The 18,680-nt window shown below is 63.5% G+C and carries 17 protein-coding genes and 1 pseudogene; 9 read left to right on the top strand and 9 right to left on the bottom strand.

What is annotated here, in order from left to right:
- Positions 1-13 precede the first annotated feature (13 nt).
- Positions 14-781 (top strand): hypothetical protein, encoded by a 768-nt coding sequence (locus ACNFIC_RS13890; protein WP_138219436.1) that lies wholly within the window; start codon positions 14-16, stop codon positions 779-781.
- 59 nt (positions 782-840) lie between these two features.
- On the opposite strand, the gene ACNFIC_RS13885 is transcribed toward ACNFIC_RS13890, so the two are convergent.
- Complete coding sequence (locus tag ACNFIC_RS13885; protein ID WP_416781226.1) at positions 841-1,323, bottom strand: GAF domain-containing protein; 483 nt, start codon at positions 1,321-1,323, stop codon at positions 841-843.
- The gene (locus ACNFIC_RS13880) at positions 1,324-2,211 is read right to left on the bottom strand and encodes an ATP-binding protein (RefSeq protein WP_138219438.1); all 888 of its coding nucleotides are present in this window, start codon (positions 2,209-2,211) and stop codon (positions 1,324-1,326) included. It abuts the gene before it with no gap.
- Between the two features lie 157 nt (positions 2,212-2,368).
- On the opposite strand from ACNFIC_RS13880, the gene ACNFIC_RS13875 reads away from it, so the two are divergent.
- The gene (locus tag ACNFIC_RS13875) at positions 2,369-4,723 is read left to right on the top strand and encodes a hybrid sensor histidine kinase/response regulator (RefSeq protein WP_138219439.1); all 2,355 of its coding nucleotides are present in this window, start codon (positions 2,369-2,371) and stop codon (positions 4,721-4,723) included.
- Here ACNFIC_RS13875 and ACNFIC_RS13870 read toward each other — a convergent pair.
- Together ACNFIC_RS13870 and msrB are read right to left on the bottom strand one after the other, a co-directional pair.
- Positions 4,713-5,201, bottom strand: a complete 489-nt coding sequence (locus ACNFIC_RS13870; RefSeq protein WP_416781225.1) for a glutathione peroxidase — start codon at positions 5,199-5,201, stop codon at positions 4,713-4,715. The two genes, ACNFIC_RS13875 and ACNFIC_RS13870, sit on opposite strands and share 11 nt — an antisense overlap.
- A gap of 12 nt (positions 5,202-5,213) precedes the next feature.
- Positions 5,214-5,609 (bottom strand): peptide-methionine (R)-S-oxide reductase MsrB, encoded by a 396-nt coding sequence (gene msrB, locus ACNFIC_RS13865; protein ID WP_138219685.1) that lies wholly within the window; start codon positions 5,607-5,609, stop codon positions 5,214-5,216.
- 169 nt (positions 5,610-5,778) lie between these two features.
- Between msrB and ACNFIC_RS13860 the strand changes: the two genes are divergently transcribed.
- Both ACNFIC_RS13860 and htpX read left to right on the top strand, forming a co-directional pair.
- A complete protein-coding gene (locus ACNFIC_RS13860; protein WP_138219441.1) occupies positions 5,779-6,990 on the top strand; it encodes a pyridoxal phosphate-dependent aminotransferase in 1,212 nt (403 codons plus the stop codon).
- Positions 6,991-7,204: 214 nt separating this feature from the next.
- Positions 7,205-8,092, top strand: coding sequence for a protease HtpX (htpX, locus tag ACNFIC_RS13855; RefSeq protein WP_138219442.1), 888 nt, complete (start codon positions 7,205-7,207; stop codon positions 8,090-8,092).
- Positions 8,093-8,139: 47 nt separating this feature from the next.
- On the opposite strand, the gene ACNFIC_RS13850 is transcribed toward htpX, so the two are convergent.
- Positions 8,140-8,805 (bottom strand): thiopurine S-methyltransferase, encoded by a 666-nt coding sequence (locus tag ACNFIC_RS13850; RefSeq protein WP_138219443.1) that lies wholly within the window; start codon positions 8,803-8,805, stop codon positions 8,140-8,142.
- Between the two features lie 102 nt (positions 8,806-8,907).
- Between ACNFIC_RS13850 and ACNFIC_RS13845 the strand changes: the two genes are divergently transcribed.
- On the top strand, positions 8,908-9,660 hold the full coding sequence (locus ACNFIC_RS13845; protein ID WP_416781224.1) for a DODA-type extradiol aromatic ring-opening family dioxygenase: 753 nt from the start codon (positions 8,908-8,910) through the stop codon (positions 9,658-9,660).
- A gap of 169 nt (positions 9,661-9,829) precedes the next feature.
- Here the strand turns inward: ACNFIC_RS13845 and ACNFIC_RS13840 are convergent.
- Together ACNFIC_RS13840 and ACNFIC_RS13835 are read right to left on the bottom strand one after the other, a co-directional pair.
- Positions 9,830-11,549 (bottom strand): annotated as a pseudogene (locus ACNFIC_RS13840) (DEAD/DEAH box helicase).
- Positions 11,550-12,200: 651 nt separating this feature from the next.
- Positions 12,201-12,956: a spermidine synthase gene (locus tag ACNFIC_RS13835; protein WP_138219446.1), complete on the bottom strand. Its 756-nt coding sequence runs from the start codon at positions 12,954-12,956 to the stop codon at positions 12,201-12,203.
- A 116-nt stretch (positions 12,957-13,072) separates the two neighbouring features.
- Here ACNFIC_RS13835 and ACNFIC_RS13830 point away from each other — a divergent pair, with 116 nt between their 5' ends.
- On the top strand, positions 13,073-14,419 hold the full coding sequence (locus ACNFIC_RS13830; RefSeq protein ID WP_416781223.1) for a class II 3-deoxy-7-phosphoheptulonate synthase: 1,347 nt from the start codon (positions 13,073-13,075) through the stop codon (positions 14,417-14,419).
- On the opposite strand, the gene ACNFIC_RS13825 is transcribed toward ACNFIC_RS13830, so the two are convergent.
- Complete coding sequence (locus ACNFIC_RS13825; RefSeq protein WP_416781222.1) at positions 14,400-15,620, bottom strand: winged helix-turn-helix domain-containing protein; 1,221 nt, start codon at positions 15,618-15,620, stop codon at positions 14,400-14,402. The two genes, ACNFIC_RS13830 and ACNFIC_RS13825, sit on opposite strands and share 20 nt — an antisense overlap.
- A gap of 117 nt (positions 15,621-15,737) precedes the next feature.
- Positions 15,738-16,487, bottom strand: a complete 750-nt coding sequence (locus ACNFIC_RS13820; RefSeq protein ID WP_138219686.1) for a sulfite exporter TauE/SafE family protein — start codon at positions 16,485-16,487, stop codon at positions 15,738-15,740.
- Positions 16,488-16,602: 115 nt separating this feature from the next.
- Between ACNFIC_RS13820 and ACNFIC_RS13815 the strand changes: the two genes are divergently transcribed.
- The 3 genes from ACNFIC_RS13815 to ACNFIC_RS13805 all read left to right on the top strand — a co-directional run bounded on the left by ACNFIC_RS13815 (position 16,603) and on the right by ACNFIC_RS13805 (position 18,630).
- Positions 16,603-17,559, top strand: coding sequence for a LysR family transcriptional regulator (locus tag ACNFIC_RS13815; protein ID WP_138219449.1), 957 nt, complete (start codon positions 16,603-16,605; stop codon positions 17,557-17,559).
- Between the two features lie 56 nt (positions 17,560-17,615).
- Positions 17,616-18,071 (top strand): MarR family winged helix-turn-helix transcriptional regulator, encoded by a 456-nt coding sequence (locus ACNFIC_RS13810; protein ID WP_138219450.1) that lies wholly within the window; start codon positions 17,616-17,618, stop codon positions 18,069-18,071.
- Positions 18,072-18,201: 130 nt separating this feature from the next.
- Entirely contained in the window at positions 18,202-18,630 is a 429-nt protein-coding gene (locus ACNFIC_RS13805; protein ID WP_138219451.1) for an organic hydroperoxide resistance protein, read from the top strand.
- The last annotated feature ends 50 nt before the right edge of the window (positions 18,631-18,680 follow it).

Genomic DNA, 18,680 nt, shown 5'->3' with positions numbered 1-18,680 from the left:
TGAGGCGTTAACGGTGACACCACTTCTGATCACCCTGCTTATCGTTGCGGGTATCGCATTGCTGATCGTGATCGGCTACCTCAACAACGTGGTCGAGAACGGCAAGCTCGAACGTGCCCGGCTCAAGGTGGAGCTGGCTGAGCGCCTGCGCCGCTGCGGCGAAATCTCCGAAACTTTCCCAGGTCAGTTCATGACGCCAGCGCTCAAGCTGATGCTGAGCCGCCTGGAACTGAACCTCAACCAGCGCCAACTGGCCCTGGACAAACACAACACGCCACTCAAGACACGCATTGCCGAACTCGAAGGCCTGATCGCCCTGGGCGAGAAGATCCCGGTAGGCAATCCGCCCTCGCCCATCCACACCGAAGTCAAGGCAAAGGATGTGCGTTTCTTGCTCGAACTGCTGCACAGCCAGATCGTGCGTGCCACCCAGGAAGGTTTCCTGGCCACCAACGAAGGCAAGTACTGGGTCAAGGAAGTTCGCCACATTCTGGTGCTGCTGCACATCGAGTTCTTCAACAACCTCGGCCAACAAGCCTTGCAGCAGAACCAGCCCGGCCAGGCGCGCCTGGCGTTCGAACGCGGTGTGCAGTACCTGCGCAAGCAGCCCGAGCCCAAGCAGTACGAAGAGCAGCTCACCTACATGGAAAAGCTGCTGGCACGCTCCAACGCCCAGGTACTGGACCAGATGGAGCCGGCTGCGGACGAGCAGAACGCGCTCACCGAAGGGCTGAAGACCGACGAAGACGAAACCTGGAAGAAGCGGGTCATCTACGACTGAGGTCACATCGACCGCGTTGCAACAAAAGCAAGGGGCCTGTTCAAGGCCCCTTGTTCATTTCAGCAATCGCTCAATTCAAGGAAGATGGCCGCCAGGCGTTCCAACCCAACCTGGTCGGCTGCGCTGAAGCGCGCAAGCTTGGGGCTGTCCAAGTCCAACACACCAATCAGGCGCCCGTGCTTGACCAGCGGGATCACCAGTTCGCTATTGGACGCACTGTCACAGGCGATATGCCCAGGGAAGGCATGTACATCGTCTACCCGCTGGGTCTGCCGGGTGGCTGCCGCCGCGCCGCACACACCCTTGCTGAACGGGATGCGCACACACGCCACCTGGCCCTGGAACGGGCCAAGGACCAGCTCCTCGTTGCGGTTGAGGTAGAAGCCGGCCCAGTTCAGGTCGCCCACCTGGTTGTACAGGAAGGCCGAGAACTGCGCGGCGTTGGCAATGAAGTCGCGCTCGTCGGCAAACAGCGCCTGCACTTGCGCAGCCAGCAGGTCGTAGCCATCGAGGCCTTTGCCACTGGCGTTGAGGTCGATCATTTATTTCTGCTCCAGCAATTGCAGCCCGACCCAGTAGCGGGCGAACTGATAGGCACAACGGCCATTACGGTTGCCGCGGCCAGTGGCCCAGCGCACGGCGAGAATTTCGAGTGCTTCGGTACGCTCCCAACTCAACCCGGCCGGGCGCGCCAGCTGGCCGATCCAGTGTTCGACCACGTCCAGGAAATGCGCCTGGCTGAACGGGTAGAACGACAACCACAGGCCAAAGCGGTCGGACAGGGCGATCTTGTCCTCCACCGCTTCGTTGGGGTGCAGTTCACCGTCGATCATTTTCCAGTTTTCGTTGTCGCTCTGCTTCTCCGGCACCAAATGGCGGCGATTGGAAGTGGCGTACAGCAGGACGTTGTCCGGCGCCTGCTCCAGCGAGCCGTCGAGCACGCTCTTGAGTACCCGGTAGTCGCCCTCCCCGGCTTCGAACGACAGGTCGTCGCAGAACAGGATGAAGCGTTGCGGCAACTGTTGCAGTTGCTCCACCACCCGTGGCAGGTCAGCCAGGTGGTCGCGCTCGATCTCGATCAGGCGTAAGCCGGCTGTGGCGTGCTCGGCCAGCAGCGCACGCACCAGCGACGATTTGCCGGTGCCGCGCGAACCCCACAGCAGGGCATGGTTGGCGGGCATACCGTTGATGAACTGATGGGTGTTGCGACCCAGTTGCTCACGCTGCTTGTCCACGCCGATCAGGTCGGACAGGCGCATGTCCAGGCTGACCTCCAGCGGCAGCAAGTAGCCGCTGCGGCCATCGCGCTGCCAACGCGCGGCCAGCGTCTGCGACCAGTCGATATGCGGACGTTGCGCAGGCAACAAGGGTTCAAGACGCGCGAGCACGGATTCGGCACGTTCCAGAAAAGCAGTGAGGCGAGCGTCCATCGGGGCTCCTGGCAAGTAGGGTTTCGGGGTTCGCAAGTTCGCGGGCAAGCGCGCTGCCACAGGCGTGCAGCGGTGGAAACAGGCTTGCCGACGAAGGCGCCGTACAGGCCGCCGCTGAATGTTCTACAGACCCACCAGCAGCCAGGGCTGATCGGCTATGCTTGCGCAGCGCACGGAGCAAGTAACCGGCCTGGAACCCATGGATATCAAGTTCACCCATCGCCTGTCATACAAGCAAGCCCGGTTGACAGTCATGGCCGGCTTCATTCTGGGAACATTGCTGAGTCTCATCCAGATCGGCATCGATTATGCCAGCGAAGACGCGTCCATCAACCGTGAAATTCAGGCGCTGCTGAAAATCAGCCATGACACGGCCTCGCGCATCGCCTACAACATCGACGACGAGTTGGCCCAGGAACTCACCGGTGGTTTGCTCAAGTCCCCGGCGCTGGTCGGCGCCCGCTTGATCGATAACAACGACACGGTGCTGGCCGACGTGCAGCGTGCTCGCCTGGAAAGCCGCTACCGGCCACTGTCGGACTTCCTGTTCGGCGAACGGCGCCAGTTCCAGGACCGCCTGTACCTGGCGCACATGCCCGAGGAATACCTCGGCACTTTGTACCTGGACGTCGACACCTTCGCCTTCGGCGGTCGCTTTCTCGACCGTGCCGGCATCACCTTGGTCAACGGCTTCGCCCGCAGCCTGGTGCTGACCGGCATCCTGCTAGGGCTGTTCTACCTGATGCTGACCAAGCCTCTGGTCACGGTCATCGGCGCCCTGAGTGGCAGCGACACCCGTACGCCCCGGCAGGCGCGCGTGGAGTGCCCCAAGGGTCATGAAAACGATGAGATCGGCGTGCTGGTCAAGGTCGCCAACCAGCAGTTCGTGAGCATGGCCACCGAGATCGAACAACGCCGCACTGCCGAAAACCGACTCACCCAATACCTCAACGAACTCGAAGACATCGTCTCGGCCCGCACCAACGAACTCAAGGCCAGCAACAGCCGCCTGAGCCAGTCCAACCAGGAGCTGGAAGATGCGCGCCAGCGTGCCCTGGACATGGCCCAGGCCCGGGCGGCGTTCCTGGCCAACATGAGCCATGAAATCCGTACCCCGCTCAACGGCATGCTGGGCATGATCGCGCTGGCACTGGACAGCGGCCTGGCGCCCGAACAGCGCCAGCAACTGTCGATCGCCCACGACTCGGGCAAGGTGCTGGTGGACCTGCTCAACGATATCCTCGACCTGTCCAAGTTCGATGCTGGCCAACTCGAACTCGAACGCATCCCCTTCGACCTCGCGGCGATGGCCGAGGACACCGCCAACTTGCTTTCCCAGAACGCCGCCCCCAGCGTCGAGCTGACCTGCCTGATCGCCCCGGACTTTCCCAGCACGGTGCTGGGCGACCCCACGCGGGTGCGCCAGATCGTCAGCAACCTGCTGTCCAACGCCCTCAAGTTCACACGTTTCGGGCGGGTGGATGTGCGCCTGACGCAAATCGTCGGCGGTGTGCGCCTGGAGGTCAGCGACACCGGCATCGGCATCCCCGAAGAAGCCCAGGCGCGTATCTTCCAGCCGTTCACCCAGGCTGGCGCCGGGATCACCCGCCAGTACGGTGGTACTGGCCTGGGCCTGGCACTGACGCGCAACCTGTGCATGGCCATGCAGGGGCACTTGTATATCCACTCCGAAACCGGCTTTGGCAGTCGCTTCAGCGCCGACCTGCCACTGCTCGCACACACTGAGGCAATCCCACCGACAGCACTGAGCGGCCGGGTGGTGGCGCTGGGTAACCGCGCGAGCGGCCTGGCCGAACTGCTGCAAACGCTGCTGCCATGCTGGGGCCTGGATTACCGCCATGTCGACGATGCCATGCCGTTGGCGCACACCGAGGTCGACTTGTTGATCACCGACGATCTGAACCGCGTGCTGGATTTGCGCCCGGGGATCAAGGCACCGATTCTGCTGGTGACCGCTTATGGCAACTTCCTGCCCGGTGAGCAGGCCCACCAATTGGCGCCGCTGCACCAGATGGCCCGGCCACTGGCCCGCAACGCCCTCTACCAGACGTTACGCCGCACCCTGCTAGGCGAGCCTAACGCGCCGCTGCCGCACGAGATCCCGCTGGGGCAGGAACGGCGCGCGCGGATTCTGCTGGTGGAGGACAACCCGGTGAATCAACTGGTGGCCAAAGGCATGCTGAGCAAGCTCGGCTGTCAGGTCGAAGTGGCCGCGCAGGGCGCCGAGGCCCTGGACTGTCTGGAGCAGGCAGCCTTCGACTTGGTGCTGATGGACTGCAACATGCCGGTGATGGACGGCTACGAGGCCAGCCGGCGCATTCGTCAGAGCGGGCGCTGGCCGGAATTGCCGATCATCGCCCTGACCGCCAATGCCATGCCCGAGGAGCGCGAGCGCTGCCGCGCTGCGGGCATGGACGACTACCTAGCCAAGCCGTTTCGCCGCGAAGAGCTACTGGCGCTGATCGACCACTGGGTACCGTTCAGCGGTTGAGCAGCCGTTCGATGTCGCCTTCCAGTGCCTGGGGCTTGGTGGTGGGGGCATAACGGGTGATCTGGCCACCGACCGGGTCGATCAGGAACTTGGTGAAGTTCCACTTGATTTTCTGCGTGCCAAGCACTCCTGGGGCGCGGCGCTTGAGCTCGACGAACAGCGGGTGGGCCCCGGCGCCATTGACCTCGACCTTGCGAAAAAGTGGAAAGCTGACGCCGAAGTTCAACTCGCAGAACTGCGCGATCTCATGGGCATCGCCTGGCTCCTGCTTGCCGAACTGATTGCAGGGAAAGCCCAGCACTACCAGGCCACGACTCTGGTAGTCCTGCCACAGCCGCTCCAGGCCCTGGTACTGGGGCGTGAAACCGCACTGGCTGGCGGTATTGACCACCAACAGCGCCTTGCCGGCGAAATCGCCGAGGGTTTTCTGCTCACCGCCAAGGGTGACGCAGGGGGTATCCAGCAGTGCATCGGCCATGGGGGCTCCAGTTCAGTCGCGGGGTTTGAGGTCCAGGCACACCGAGTTGATGCAGTAGCGCAGGCCGGTCGGTGGCGGACCGTCGGGGAACACGTGGCCCAAGTGGGCGTCGCACCGCGCGCAAGTGACCTCGGTGCGGATCATCCCGTGGGAGGTATCGCGGATCTCGATCATCGCGGCGTCATCGATCGGCGCATAGAAGCTCGGCCAGCCGCAGCCGGCGTCGAACTTGGTCTGTGCATCGAACAGCGGCAGGTCGCAGCAGATGCAGTGGTAGATGCCGTCGCGGCGCTCGCTGTTGTACTTGCCACTGAACGGCCGCTCGGTGCCTTTGAGTCGGCACACCTGATACTGGGCCGGGTCGAGCATGGCGCGCCATTCTTCCAGGGTCTTGTCGATCTTCTGCATGGGAACCTCGGCAGGCTTGAATTTCACCTCGCACCGTCTTTTCCCTGGCGCGGGTGGCACGTATATTAGTTGGCTTCGTGTGCCAGGCGCCAAGTCTGGCACCTGCTTCCTGCCCTTTCAAACCTTTCGCGCAAAGGCGGGCGGGCGTCTTCTCAATCGGGATCTCATCATGCAGTTCAGCAAATCGAACAAGCTCGCCAATGTCTGCTACGACATTCGAGGCCCAGTGCTCAAGCACGCCAAACGCCTGGAAGAGGAAGGCCACCGCATCCTCAAGCTGAACATCGGCAACCCGGCACCGTTTGGCTTCGAGGCGCCGGACGAGATTCTCCAGGACGTCATCCGCAACCTGCCCACCGCGCAAGGCTACAGCGACTCCAAAGGCCTGTTCAGCGCGCGCAAGGCGGTGATGCAGTACTGCCAGCAAAAGCAGATCGAAGGTGTCGGCATCGAAGACATCTACCTGGGCAACGGCGTCTCAGAGCTGATCGTGATGTCGATGCAGGCGCTGCTCAACAATGGTGACGAGGTGCTCATCCCGGCGCCCGACTACCCGCTGTGGACCGCTGCGGTGAGCCTGGCCGGCGGCAAACCGGTGCACTACCTGTGCGACGAGCAGGCCGACTGGTTCCCCGACCTTGAAGACATCAAGGCCAAGATCACCCCGAACACCAAGGCCCTGGTGATCATCAACCCGAACAACCCGACTGGCGCGGTGTACTCCAAGGAACTGCTGCTGGGCATGTTGGAGCTGGCCCGCCAGCACAACCTGGCGGTGTTCTCCGACGAGATCTACGACAAGATCCTCTACGACGAAGCCGTGCACATCAGCACCGCCTCGCTGGCCCCAGACCTGCTGTGCCTGACCTTCAACGGCCTGTCGAAGTCGTACCGCGTGGCCGGTTTCCGTTCGGGCTGGTTGATCATTTCCGGTCCGAAACACAATGCCCAAAGCTACATCGAGGGCATCGACATGCTGGCCAACATGCGCCTGTGCGCCAACGTGCCGTCCCAGCACGCCATCCAGACCGCCCTGGGCGGCTACCAGAGCATCAACGACTTGGTGCTGCCGCCGGGCCGCCTGCTGGAGCAGCGCAACCGCACCTACGAGCTGCTCAACGCCATTCCCGGCGTGAGCTGCGTCAAGCCGATGGGCGCGCTATACGCCTTCCCACGCATCGACCCGAAGGTGTGCCCGATCCTCAACGACGAGAAGTTCGCCCTCGACCTGTTGCTGTCCGAAAAGCTGCTGATTGTGCAGGGCACGGCGTTCAACTGGCCATGGCCGGACCACTTCCGTGTGGTGACGCTGCCGCGAGTGGATGACCTGGAGCAGGCTATCGGGCGAATCGGCAATTTCCTGCGGACCTACTCCCAGTAAATCACGCCCCATCGCAGGCTGGCCCCAGCCTGCGATGGCACCGAATAATTTCTTACATCCTGCAACGCTCTATCCCACAGCCCCTCTGGCATCCTCTGCCATACTCCTCCGCGTACACAGTTTGAAATAGTCGCCTGGTTGAAACGGTGACACCCTCCCCTTATATACCCCCGCAGTACGCAACAATTCCTTCCGTCAGGAGAACGTGACAACCATGATGCGCATTCTGTTGTTTGTAGCCACCAACCTTGCGGTGGTGCTGGTTGCAAGCATTACCCTGAGCCTGTTCGGCTTCAACGGGTTCATGGCCGCCAACGGGATCGACCTTGATCTTGGCAAGCTGCTGGTGTTCTGCGCCGTATTCGGTTTCGCCGGCTCCCTGGTCTCGCTGTTCATCTCCAAATGGATGGCGAAGATGAGCACCGGCACCCAGATCATCACGCAACCGCGCACCCGCCACGAGCAGTGGCTGTTGCAAACCGTCGAAGAGCTGTCCCGCGAGGCCGGTATCAAGATGCCCGAAGTGGGGATCTTCCCGGCCTACGAGGCCAACGCCTTCGCCACGGGCTGGAACCGTAACGACGCGCTGGTCGCCGTCTCGCAAGGCCTGCTTGAGCGCTTCTCGCCTGATGAGGTGCGCGCAGTGCTGGCCCACGAGATCGGTCACGTGGCCAACGGTGACATGGTCACCATGGCGCTGGTGCAAGGCGTGGTGAACACCTTCGTGATGTTCTTCGCGCGTATCATCGGCAACTTCGTCGACCGCGTGATCTTCAAGAACGAAGAGGGCCACGGTATCGCCTACTTCGTCGCGACCATCGTCGCTGAGCTGGTCCTGGGCATCCTGGCCAGCATCATCGTCATGTGGTATTCGCGCCGCCGCGAATTCCGCGCCGACGAAGCCGGTGCCCAACTGGCCGGCACCGGTGCGATGATCGGTGCCCTGCAACGCCTGCGCTCGGAGCAAGGCCTGCCGGTGCACATGCCCGATACGTTGAAAGCCTTCGGCATCAATGGCGGCCTCAAGCATGGCCTGGCTGGCTTGCTGATGAGCCACCCACCACTGGAAGAGCGCATCGACGCACTGCGCCGCCGCGGCTGATCCACAGGTGTCTGCAAAAGGGCGACTTCGGTCGCCCTTTTGCATGTTTATCGAGCAGCGCCACCGCGCTGAAGACGGTAGGCGCGCTCCACCAGGCTGTGTACACCTGCCTTCTGGAACTTCGGGCTATCGCCGATGATTTCGGGCGCAGCGAGCGTTTCCACCTGCCAGCCGGCAAAGCCTTGGCGTACTTCCTCGTCTGCCACCGAAAACGGCGGCCCACCGATCAGTGACTGGTCGTAGTCCAGCGTCACCAACAGGCCTTTGCACGCCTCGGGCAACACATCCCCCAACAGCGCCAGGTAGCGCCCGCGCATGTCCGGTGGCAGGGCAATCAGCGCCGCCCGGTCATACAACGCCGCGCACTCGCTCACATCCTCGGGACGCAGGCTAAAGATATCCCCGCACCACAGCGCCACCTCATCGCTGCGCCAGACCTCGAACGCCCCCTGCCGGGACACTTCGGGCGTTAGCCCATGCTCGGCAAAAAAACACGCAATGGCGTGCTGCGACAACTCCACGCCCATCACCTGGTACCCCTGCCCGGCCAACCAGACCAAGTCCAGGCTCTTGCCGCACAACGGCACCAGCACCTTCGCGCCAGGGGGCAGCGCCAAGCCGGCCCAATGCGTCTGCAAGTAAGGATTCACCTGCGCCTGGTGAAAGCCGATCTGATTGTCCGCCCAACGCTGGTGCCAGAACGCTGCCTGCATGATCACTCCTGGTTTTTCGATAAGTAGATATCAAAACTTAGTTTGTATATCGATCTTTACCTGATCGAAGATACCCTCATCTTACTCGCCAGGACCTTCGCGATGCTGCCCAGCCTGTTTATTTCCCACGGATCCCCCATGCTCGCCCTGCAACCGGGCGCCAGCGGTCCAGCCCTGGCCGGTCTGGCGCGCGCGCTGCCCAAGCCCAAAGCGATCGTGATGGTGTCGGCGCACTGGGAAAGCCGCGAACTGTTGGTGACGAGCAACCCCAATCCCGCCACCTGGCACGACTTCGGCGGCTTCCCGCCGGCCCTGTACGCCGTGCAGTACCCGGCACCGGGAGACCCTGCGCTGGCGCAACGGGTGGCTGAACGGCTGGGAGCACGCCTGGATGACCAACGGCCGTTCGACCATGGGGCGTGGGTGCCACTGTCGCTGATGTACCCGCAGGCGGATATCCCGGTGGTTCAGGTCTCGCTGCCAAGCCAAGCCGGGCCGGCCATGCAATTGAAGGTGGGCGCGGCACTGCGGGCACTGCGCGAGGAAGGCATTTTACTGATCGGCTCGGGCAGCATTACCCACAACCTGGGCGAGCTGGACTGGCACGCCGGGCCCGAGACCATCGAACCCTGGGCACTGGCGTTTCGCGACTGGGTGGTGGAGCAGTTGCAAGCAGGTAACGAGGCGGCGTTGCTGGACTACCGGCATCAGGCGCCGTTCGCGGTGCGCAACCATCCCAGCGACGAGCATCTGTTACCGCTGTACTTCGCCATGGGGGCGGGTGAGCGGTTCGGGATCGTGCACCAGGGGTTTACGATGGGGGCGCTGGGGATGGATATCTACCGGTTTGACTGAAGGTGCCGGTTAAACCATTGGGGCCGCTACGCGCCCCGTTCGCGACACAAGGCCGCTCCTACAATGTCCACGTGAGCCTTGTGAATGTCGGCTTACGCAGTCGTGCAGGAGCGGCCTTGTGTCGCGAACGGGCCGCACAGCGGCCCCAATGGCCTAAGCTACGTGAGGATCAATCCTCGCGGTAGCGGCGCAGCTTGAGTTGCTTGCCGGCCACGCGGGTGTCCTTGAGCTTGGTCAGCAGACGCTCCAGGCCATCTTCCGGCAGCTCGATCAGACTGAAGCTGTCGCGTACCTGGATCCGGCCGATGGCATCACGGGCCAGACCACCTTCGTTGAGGATCGCACCCAACAGGTTCTTGGCAGCGATACCGTCACGGGCACCCAGGGCAGTACGGCAACGCACACGACCTTCGGCCAGCGGCATCGGCGCACGACGCTCGCGGTCACCCGCACTGCGCTCGCTACGCTCACCACGCTCGGCGCGCTCGCCGGTACGCTCACGCGGGGTGTAGGTCGGCACCAGCGGTTGCTCGCGCTCAACGCTGGCCAGATCCAGCGCCTGACCGTTGGTGGCCTTGCGCAGCAGGGCCGAAGCCAGTGCGCGGGCGCTGCAACCCAGGTCGGCGGTCAGACGGTCGAACAACTCGCCGTGGCTGGCCTCGGACTCGGCCACCAGCGGCGCCAGGCTCTTGGTCAGCTTCTTGATGCGTGCATCGAGCACCGCTTGCGGGTTAGGCAGACGGGCTTCGGCGACTTTCTGGCCAGTGACACGCTCGATCACCTGCAACATGCGGCGCTCACGCGGGGTGACCAGCAGCAGCGCACGGCCATCGCGACCGGCACGGCCGGTACGGCCGATACGGTGAACGTAGGACTCTGGGTCGTACGGCATGTCGACGTTGAACACGTGGGTGATGCGCGGTACGTCCAGACCACGGGCAGCGACGTCGGTGGCGACGACGATGTCCAAGCGGCCATCCTTGAGCGAGTCGATCACGCGCTCACGCTGGTTCTGGGCGATATCGCCGTTCAGTGCAGCAGCCTTGTAGCCTTTGGCTTCCAGGGCGGCGGCCAGGTCCAGGGTGGCTTGCTTGGTCCGCACGAAGGCGATCAGCGCGTCGAACTCTTCGACTTCCAGCAGACGCAGTACAGCCGGGATCTTCTGGTCAGCGTGGACCATCAGGTGAGCCTGATCGATCGCGGTAACGGTCTGGGTCTTGCTCTGGATCTTGACGTGCTTGGGCTCGCGCAGGTGACGCTCGGCGATCGAACGGATCGACGACGGCAGGGTCGCGGAGAACAGCACGGTCTGGCGCGACTCAGGGATGGCATCGAAGATCACTTCGAGGTCGTCCATGAAGCCGAGCTTGAGCATCTCGTCCGCTTCGTCCAGTACCAGGTACTGCACGGTGGACAGGACTTTCTCGTCACGCCGCAGGTGGTCGCACAGACGGCCTGGGGTGGCGACAACAATTTGCGCGCCGTTGCGAATGGCACGCAGTTGTGGGCCCATCGGGGCACCACCGTAGACAGCCACTACGTTTACGCCCGGCATCTGCTTGGCGTAGGTTTCGAAAGCGGTGGCTACTTGTAGCGCCAACTCACGGGTTGGCGCCAGGATCAGGGCTTGCGGTTCGCGCTTGCTCACGTCGATCTTGTTGAGGATCGGCAGGGCGAAGGCAGCGGTCTTGCCGGTGCCAGTCTGCGCCTGGCCGATCATGTCGTGACCGGCGAGGATGATCGGGATCGACTGTTGCTGGATAGCCGACGGCTCTTCATAGCCGGTGGCCAGGACGGCAGCAACGATGTTCGGATTGAGTTCGAGAGCGGCGAATCCGCCGATTTCCTGGGTCATGGGTCTGCCTCTAGGTGCATCCGCAAAGACCCATGCTCCAAAGCTGCACATGCCTTGAAAGACCAAACGGTCACCCAGGCAGCTTTGGCGGCGGGGATTTGCGAAAACGATTGAAATAAGAAACGTGTGAGAGGGTCCGCCTAGCGGACATGCAGCCGAAGCTGGATTCGGAGGATTTGCACCACCTGATTTTAGGGTCCGCTAAAAGACCGGCGCGTACTATATACGAATTCGCCTAAGACCGGGAGAAATATTTCAGCAGGAAAAGCCAGTATGCAGGACCGGCTGAAACGATTCCTTGTAGGAGCGGCCTTGTGCCGCGAAAGGGCTGCGTAGCGGCCCCGGCAATCTTGCCTGAGGCGCAGATCCTGGGGCCGCTACGCGCCCCATTCCGGCCGGTCCGGCGCCCCGGCAAGGCCGCTCCAGGTCCAGCGTTGGGCTTGGGTGTTGCGCAGTCCTGTGGGAGATCACCCAGCCCTTTGGGCTGCGCTGTCGCGCAGAGAACTGATTTCGCAAGCGCTCCGCGTACCCTGTGGGAGCGGCGGTTCGGCGCCCCGACTTGCCCGCGAAGCAGGCGACTCGGTGTATGGCACCGGCTTTGCCGGTGTTCGCGGGCAAGCCCGCTCCCACAGATTCCTTCTAAATCAACAAGTTATGTGTGGTTCTATGAGAGCAGGGGCGGTTTTCAGGTCGCCGGCCTCACCACATTGATCAAATACTCCAGCGAATACCCCAGGCGCGGCGCGAGTGCCCCTGCCCGCTCGCGCAGCCCATCAAGATCCAGCGTCTGCTCCAGGTCCGCCGGCACCAGCAAGATCACGTTGCCCTCCTTCACCGGCAGTTCCCAGTAATGCCGGTGGTACAACCCACGCAACAACGCCGCGCCCAGTGGCCGGCCATCATCGCCGGCCCATTGGTTGATCACCAACCAACCGCCAGGGTTGAGCTGCTTCTGGCAGTTTTCCAGGAACGTCCAGGCCAGGTGGGCAACGCCCGGCCCGTGATCGGTGTACAGGTCGACGAACAACAGGTCGGTCTTCTCGGCGCTGGGCAGCAGCTCGATGGCATCGCCGATGCGTACGTACAGCCTGGGGTCGTCATCCAGCCCCATGTACTGCATGGCCAGGCGCGGCACATCCGGGCGCAGCTCGATGGCCTCGACGTCCTCCAGCGGCAGGAATTTCAGGCAGGCCTGGGTCAGGGTGCCGGCGCCCAGACCAAGGAACAGCGCGCTTTCCGGTTGCGCGTGGCACAACGCGCCGACCAGCATGGCGCGGGTGTAGTCGTATTCCAGCCAGCTGGGGTCGGCGGTAAAGGTGCAGCTTTGCTCGATGGCGTCGCCGAACTCGAGGAAACGGTAATCCTCCACCTCGTACACACTGATGACCCCGAAGGCGTCCTCCACCCGTGCCAGCAATCGCTCTTCCCTTTCCGCCGCCATGCCAACCACCGCCTGCACAAAACGGGCATTGTCCGCCAATGCCAGTGGTGCAACAAGCCGCCCGGCGGCGTTACCATGACAGACACGCCTGAACCGACACCTATTAAGAGCCTGTGATGACCCAACCCTGGAGCCCTGAAAGCTGGCGCGCCCTGCCGATCCAGCAACAACCCGTCTACCCCGACGCCGCGCATCTGGCCAAGGTCGAGCAGACCCTGGCCAGCTACCCGCCGCTGGTGTTCGCCGGCGAAGCCCGCGAGCTGCGCCGGCAGTTCGCCGAGGTCACCCAGGGCCGGGCGTTCCTGCTACAGGGCGGCGATTGCGCGGAAAGCTTCGCCGAGTTCTCCGCCGCGAAGATCCGCGACACCTTCAAAGTGCTGCTGCAAATGGCCATTGTCATGACCTTCGCCGCCGGCTGCCCGGTGGTGAAGGTGGGTCGCATGGCCGGACAGTTCGCCAAACCGCGCTCGGCGAATGACGAAACCATCGGCAACCTCACCCTGCCCGCCTACCGCGGCGACATCGTCAATGGCATCGGCTTCGACGCCGCCAGCCGCGTGCCGGATCCCGAACGCCTGCTACAGGCCTACCACCAGGCCACCGCCAGCCTCAACCTGCTGCGCGCCTTCGCCCAAGGCGGCTTTGCCGACTTGCACCAGGTCCACAAGTGGAACCTGGACTTCATCGCCAACTCGGCGCTGGCCGACAAGTACCATCAGTTGGCCGACCGCATTGACGAAACCTTGGCGTTCATGCGCGCCTGTGGCCTGGACACCGCGCCGCAGCTACGCGAAACCAGCTTCTTCACCGCCCACGAGGCGCTGCTGCTCAACTACGAAGAAGCGTTCGTGCGCCGCGACAGCCTGACCGGCGACTACTACGACTGCTCGGCGCATATGTTGTGGATCGGCGACCGCACCCGCCAACTCGATGGCGCCCACGTCGAGTTCCTGCGAGGGGTGCACAACCCCATCGGGGTCAAGGTCGGCCCAAGCATGAACCCTGAGGAGCTGATCCGCCTGATCGACGTGCTCAACCCGGACAACGACCCAGGCCGCCTCAACCTGATCGTACGCATGGGCGCCGGCAAGGTCGGCGATCACCTCCCGGGGCTGATCCGCACGGTCGAACGCGAGGGTCGTCAGGTGCTGTGGAGTTCGGACCCCATGCACGGCAACACCATCAAGGCCAGCAGTGGCTACAAGACCCGCGACTTCGCGCAGATCCTCGACGAAGTGAAGCAATTCTTCCAGGTGCACCAGGCCGAGGGCAGCCACGCTGGTGGCATCCATATCGAAATGACCGGGCAGAATGTGACCGAGTGCATCGGTGGCGCGCGCCCGATCACCGAGGATGCTCTGTCAGACCGCTACCACACCCACTGCGACCCGCGCATGAACGCCGACCAGTCACTGGAGCTGGCATTCCTGATCGCCGAAACGCTCAAGCAGGTACGCCGCTGAGCAACGCCTGACGCAGCCGGCTGCCCTCTTTACGCGGGCAGTCCAGGCGCAGCGTCGCCAGCCCCAGCCAGTTGGCCAGTTGCTGTAGCTGTTGCGCCAACGCCTGGTAGCCCGCCTCGTCCAGCCCCGGCGACTCCTCGTGAACCGCCTGCACGGCCAACTGCCCGGCTGCGCGTTCGGCACGCAAGTCCACGCGCGCAGCGATGCGCTCGCGGTGCAGGAACGGCAGTACGTAGTAGCCATAAACCCGCTTGTGCGCCGGGGTATAGATCTCCAGACGATAGCGAAAATCGAACAGCCGCTCGGTGCGGCTACGCGCCCAGACCAACGAATCGAACGGCGACAACAGCGCGCTGGCATCGATACGCCGGGGAATGCGCGGCACCTCGCGCACATAGGCCGGTTGCTTCCAGCCCTGCACCGTGCACGCTTGAATTCGCCCGTCGGCCAGCAGCGCCGCCAGCGCGGCCTTGCTCTGTTGGGGTGAGAGGCGGAAATAGTCACGCAGGTCGTGTTCGCTGGCCACCCCGAGCGCGCCGAGGGCATGCAGCAGCAAACCTTGCTGGGCTTGCGCCTCGGGCAAAGCCGGCTGGGCAAGGATGGCGGCCGGGATCACCCGTTCGGGCAAGTCATACAGGCGCTCGAAACCACGCCGCCCGGCGACCGTCACCTGGCCTGCGGCAAACAGCCATTCCAGCGCGTGCTTCTCGTCGCTCCAGTCCCACCAGGGCCCCGCACGCTGCTGACGAGTGGACAGGCTCCCTGCCCCCAACGGACCGCGCTCTTGCACCGCAGCCAACACCCGCTCAATGACCTCGCGCCGCTCACGGCCAAACACGGCCATGTGCCGATAGATACCAAGCCCTTGCGCCGCCGCATCCATGCGCCAGCGCATCAGCGGGTATAGCTCCAGTGGCAGCAGCGAGGCTTCATGCCCCCAGTACTCGAACAGCCTGCGTTGGCGCCGCTTGCCCCAGGCCAGCTGATCGAGGCTGGCCTGTGGATAATTGCCCAGACGTGAGAACAGCGGCAGGTAGTGGGAACGCACCAGCGCATTGACCGAGTCAATCTGCACAACACCCAGCTGTTGCAAGGTGCGCTTGATGGTCGCCAAAGCAGGTGTGCGCTCAGGAGGTTTGCCAAAGCCCTGGGCCGACAAGGCCAGGCGACGGGCTTGGGGAATGGACAACTCGAGGCTCACGGCGCGCCCTCCTGGAACCGGTGCAGTGCCTGCACCTTAGCACGCTTAGGTAAACCCACGCGTGCAGGCGATGCGCACGCGCGATGCCGGTGAGTCTACCCGTGAGTACCCGAGGCGCTAGAGCTCGAATCCGAGCATCACCGCGCACACCACCAGAAACGCACAAAACATCCCTCGCAGCACTTTCTCCGGCAACGCATGGGCCAGCCGCACGCCCCAGCTGATACTGAGCAAGCCGCCTGCCGCCAACGGAATACCGATAGACCAGTCGACACTGTGGTGCACCCCATAGGTCAACAGGGTCACCAGGGTGCTGGGCGCAGCCAGCGCCAGCGACAAGCCTTGGGCCACCACCTGGGTAGCGCCGAACACACTGGTCAGAATCGGCGTGGCGACCACCGCCCCGCCTACCCCGAACAGCCCACCCATGGTCCCGGCGAAACTGCCCAGTACACCCAGCCACGGCCACCGGTAGCGCAGCTCATTGCTCGGCGGCGCCAGGCGCAGGAACATCCGCACCACGTTCCAGACCGCCAGCGCCACCAGGAAACCGACGAAGTACAAGCGCATCGAATGCGCATCGATCCCTACCGCCCAGATCGACCCCAGCCACGCGAACAGGAAGCTGCACAGCGCCAGCGGCAGGGCATGGCGTAGTTCGATGCGGTTGCGCTGGTGGTAACGCCACAACGCCAGCAACACGTTGGGCACGACCATCACCAGGGCGGTGCCCTGGGCCAACTGCTGATCCAGACCGAACAACACCCCCAGCGCCGGAATCGCGATCAACCCACCGCCGATGCCGAACAACCCACCCACGGTGCCAAGCGCGGCGCCCAACACGATGTACAGCACCCACTCTATCATCCGCGTCTCATCCCACTGCTTAAACGATGCACGCATGCTACCCAGTCGTAGCTAGCGGGGAAACGCACAGCAGCGCACAATGGCTGTGCGCATAACGCACAAGCAGAGCCCGAACATGAGCCCCGACATCCTCACCGAACAACTCAGCCTGTTTCTCGATGTACTCGACACTGGCAGCTTTTCCGCCGCCGCCCGTCGTCACCCGCTGACTCCGTCGGCGGTGGCCCGGCGCATCGATAACCTCGAAGCCGCAGTCGGCAGCCGGTTGTTCGCCCGCAGTACCCATGCAGTGCGCCCCACCTCGGCCGGCAAGGCCTTCGCCGAACGCGCCCGGCGCATCATCGAGGAACTGCGCCTGGCCCGCGCCGAAGCCGTGTCGTTGAGTAACGCCCCCGAGGGGCTGATTCGTATCGACGCCCCCGCCGCGTTCGGTCGTCGCCATCTGGCACCGGCCATCGCCGACTTCCTGGTGGCCTATCCGGGACTCGACGTGCAGTTGCGCCTGATCGACAGCTTCGTCGACCTGCACGGCAGCCACCTGGGCGAGGTCGACCTGGTACTGCGCGCCGGCCCCTTGGCCGATACCCGGCTGGTGGCCACACCGTTGGCCAATATGGTGCGCATCGCCTGCGCCAGCCCGGCGTACCTGGCCAGTCGCGGCGTGCCGGCCTGTCCCAGCGAACTGCCCGAGCACGATGGCCTGGACTGGGACGGCTTGGCACCGCCCTTCGCCTGGCGCTTCACGGTAGGCGGCCAGGCCCGCCTGTACCGACCGGCGCGCATGCGCATGACCGCCAACAACGCCGAAACCCTGCTATTCGGCGCCCTCGCGGGCCTCGGGGTAGCGCACCTGCCGACCTGGCTGATCAGCGAGTACCTGCTGCGCGGCGAACTGATCCCGCTGTTCTGCGACAACGGCCTGCCAGCAGCGGAATCCACCGGCATCTATGCGCTGCGTCTTGAACATGAAACGAACTCTCGCAGCCGCTTGCTGCTCGAATTCCTCAAGAGCCGTTTCAGCCCGGTGCCGCCATGGGACCTGGCCCTGCGCAGCGAGCTGCGCTGGCAATGAGCACGTACGCGCATTGGCGTGCTAGATTTTTCACCTGACCGAATTCAAGGACCTGCATGAACGCCACCTCCCAAGCCCCCTGCGATGAGCTGCTGCTGGACAACCAGGTCTGCTTCGCCCTGCACTCCACTTCGCTGCTGATGACCAAGGTCTACAAGCCCCTGTTGCAAGCCCTGGGCCTGACCTACCCGCAATACCTGGCGATGCTGGTGCTGTGGGAACAGGACGGCCTGACCGTGGGCGATATCAGCCATCGACTGCTCACCGATCCCGGCTCGCTCACCCCACTGCTCAAGCGCCTGGAAAGCGAAGGCCTGCTCAAGCGCAGCCGCAGCCGCGAGGACGAGCGAGTGGTGCTGGTACAACTGACCGACAAAGGCCGCGACCTGCAGCAACAGGCCCAACAGGTGCCGCCGTGCATCCTCAAGGCCTCTGGGCACAGCGCCGAGCAGTTGCGCAAGCTACAAGCCGACCTCTTGAAACTGCGCACACATCTGCAAGAAAACCTCTGAGCACTATGCTGTGATGTGGCCGCTTGGATGAATGGTCAAACATTTATCTTGCGCACTAATTAATTGTGCGCTAAATTAAATCCATACCCACCTAGCGCCCCCGGCGCACAGCACACATGCGAGGCTCAAGATGCAAAAGGTCACTCCGCTGTACATCGCAGAAGCCACCTCCACTGGCGGTCGCGACGGCAAATCACGCTCCAGCGACGGCAAGCTGGAAGTCAAGCTGAGCACCCCCAAAGAGCTGGGTGGCGCAGGCGGTGAAGGCACTAACCCCGAGCAGATGTTCGCCGCCGGCTACTCGGCCTGCTTCATCGGCGCGCTGAAGTTCGTCGCCGGCCAGGAGAAAAAAGCCCTGCCAGCCGACGCCTCGATCACCGCCAAAGTCGGTATCGGCCAGATTCCGGGCGGTTTCGGCCTGGATATCGACCTCGCCATCAACCTGCCGGGCCTGGCCCAGGCCGATGCCGAGGCGCTGGTGGAAAAGGCCCACAAGGTCTGCCCTTACTCCAACGCCACCCGCGGCAACGTGGATGTGCGACTGCACGTAACGGTGTGACAAAAAACGCCGACGCAAATGCGTCGGCGTTTTTGCATGCACAAAAAAAC

Source organism: Pseudomonas sp. NY15463 (assembly GCF_048068415.1).
Lineage (GTDB): Bacteria > Pseudomonadota > Gammaproteobacteria > Pseudomonadales > Pseudomonadaceae > Aquipseudomonas > Aquipseudomonas mosselii_C.
The sequence above is the reverse complement of the archived record's forward strand: the minus strand, read 5'-3'. Positions and strand labels throughout refer to the sequence as shown.

Bases quoted from the DNA above. Each gene is read 5' to 3' on its own strand.
- ACNFIC_RS13885 (WP_416781226.1), bottom strand. From the start codon at position 1,323: ATGATCGACCTCAACGCCAGTGGCAAAGGCCTCGATGGCTACGACCTG.
- ACNFIC_RS13880 (WP_138219438.1), bottom strand. From the start codon at position 2,211: ATGGACGCTCGCCTCACTGCTTTTCTGGAACGTGCCGAATCCGTGCTC.
- ACNFIC_RS13875 (WP_138219439.1), top strand. From the start codon at position 2,369: ATGCTTGCGCAGCGCACGGAGCAAGTAACCGGCCTGGAACCCATGGAT.
- ACNFIC_RS13870 (WP_416781225.1), bottom strand. From the start codon at position 5,201: ATGGCCGATGCACTGCTGGATACCCCCTGCGTCACCCTTGGCGGTGAG.
- msrB (WP_138219685.1), bottom strand. From the start codon at position 5,609: ATGCAGAAGATCGACAAGACCCTGGAAGAATGGCGCGCCATGCTCGAC.
- ACNFIC_RS13860 (WP_138219441.1), top strand. From the start codon at position 5,779: ATGCAGTTCAGCAAATCGAACAAGCTCGCCAATGTCTGCTACGACATT.
- htpX (WP_138219442.1), top strand. From the start codon at position 7,205: ATGATGCGCATTCTGTTGTTTGTAGCCACCAACCTTGCGGTGGTGCTG.
- ACNFIC_RS13850 (WP_138219443.1), bottom strand. From the start codon at position 8,805: ATGCAGGCAGCGTTCTGGCACCAGCGTTGGGCGGACAATCAGATCGGC.
- ACNFIC_RS13845 (WP_416781224.1), top strand. From the start codon at position 8,908: ATGCTGCCCAGCCTGTTTATTTCCCACGGATCCCCCATGCTCGCCCTG.
- ACNFIC_RS13835 (WP_138219446.1), bottom strand. From the start codon at position 12,956: ATGGCGGCGGAAAGGGAAGAGCGATTGCTGGCACGGGTGGAGGACGCC.
- ACNFIC_RS13830 (WP_416781223.1), top strand. From the start codon at position 13,073: ATGACCCAACCCTGGAGCCCTGAAAGCTGGCGCGCCCTGCCGATCCAG.
- ACNFIC_RS13820 (WP_138219686.1), bottom strand. From the start codon at position 16,487: ATGATAGAGTGGGTGCTGTACATCGTGTTGGGCGCCGCGCTTGGCACC.
- ACNFIC_RS13815 (WP_138219449.1), top strand. From the start codon at position 16,603: ATGAGCCCCGACATCCTCACCGAACAACTCAGCCTGTTTCTCGATGTA.
- ACNFIC_RS13810 (WP_138219450.1), top strand. From the start codon at position 17,616: ATGAACGCCACCTCCCAAGCCCCCTGCGATGAGCTGCTGCTGGACAAC.
- ACNFIC_RS13805 (WP_138219451.1), top strand. From the start codon at position 18,202: ATGCAAAAGGTCACTCCGCTGTACATCGCAGAAGCCACCTCCACTGGC.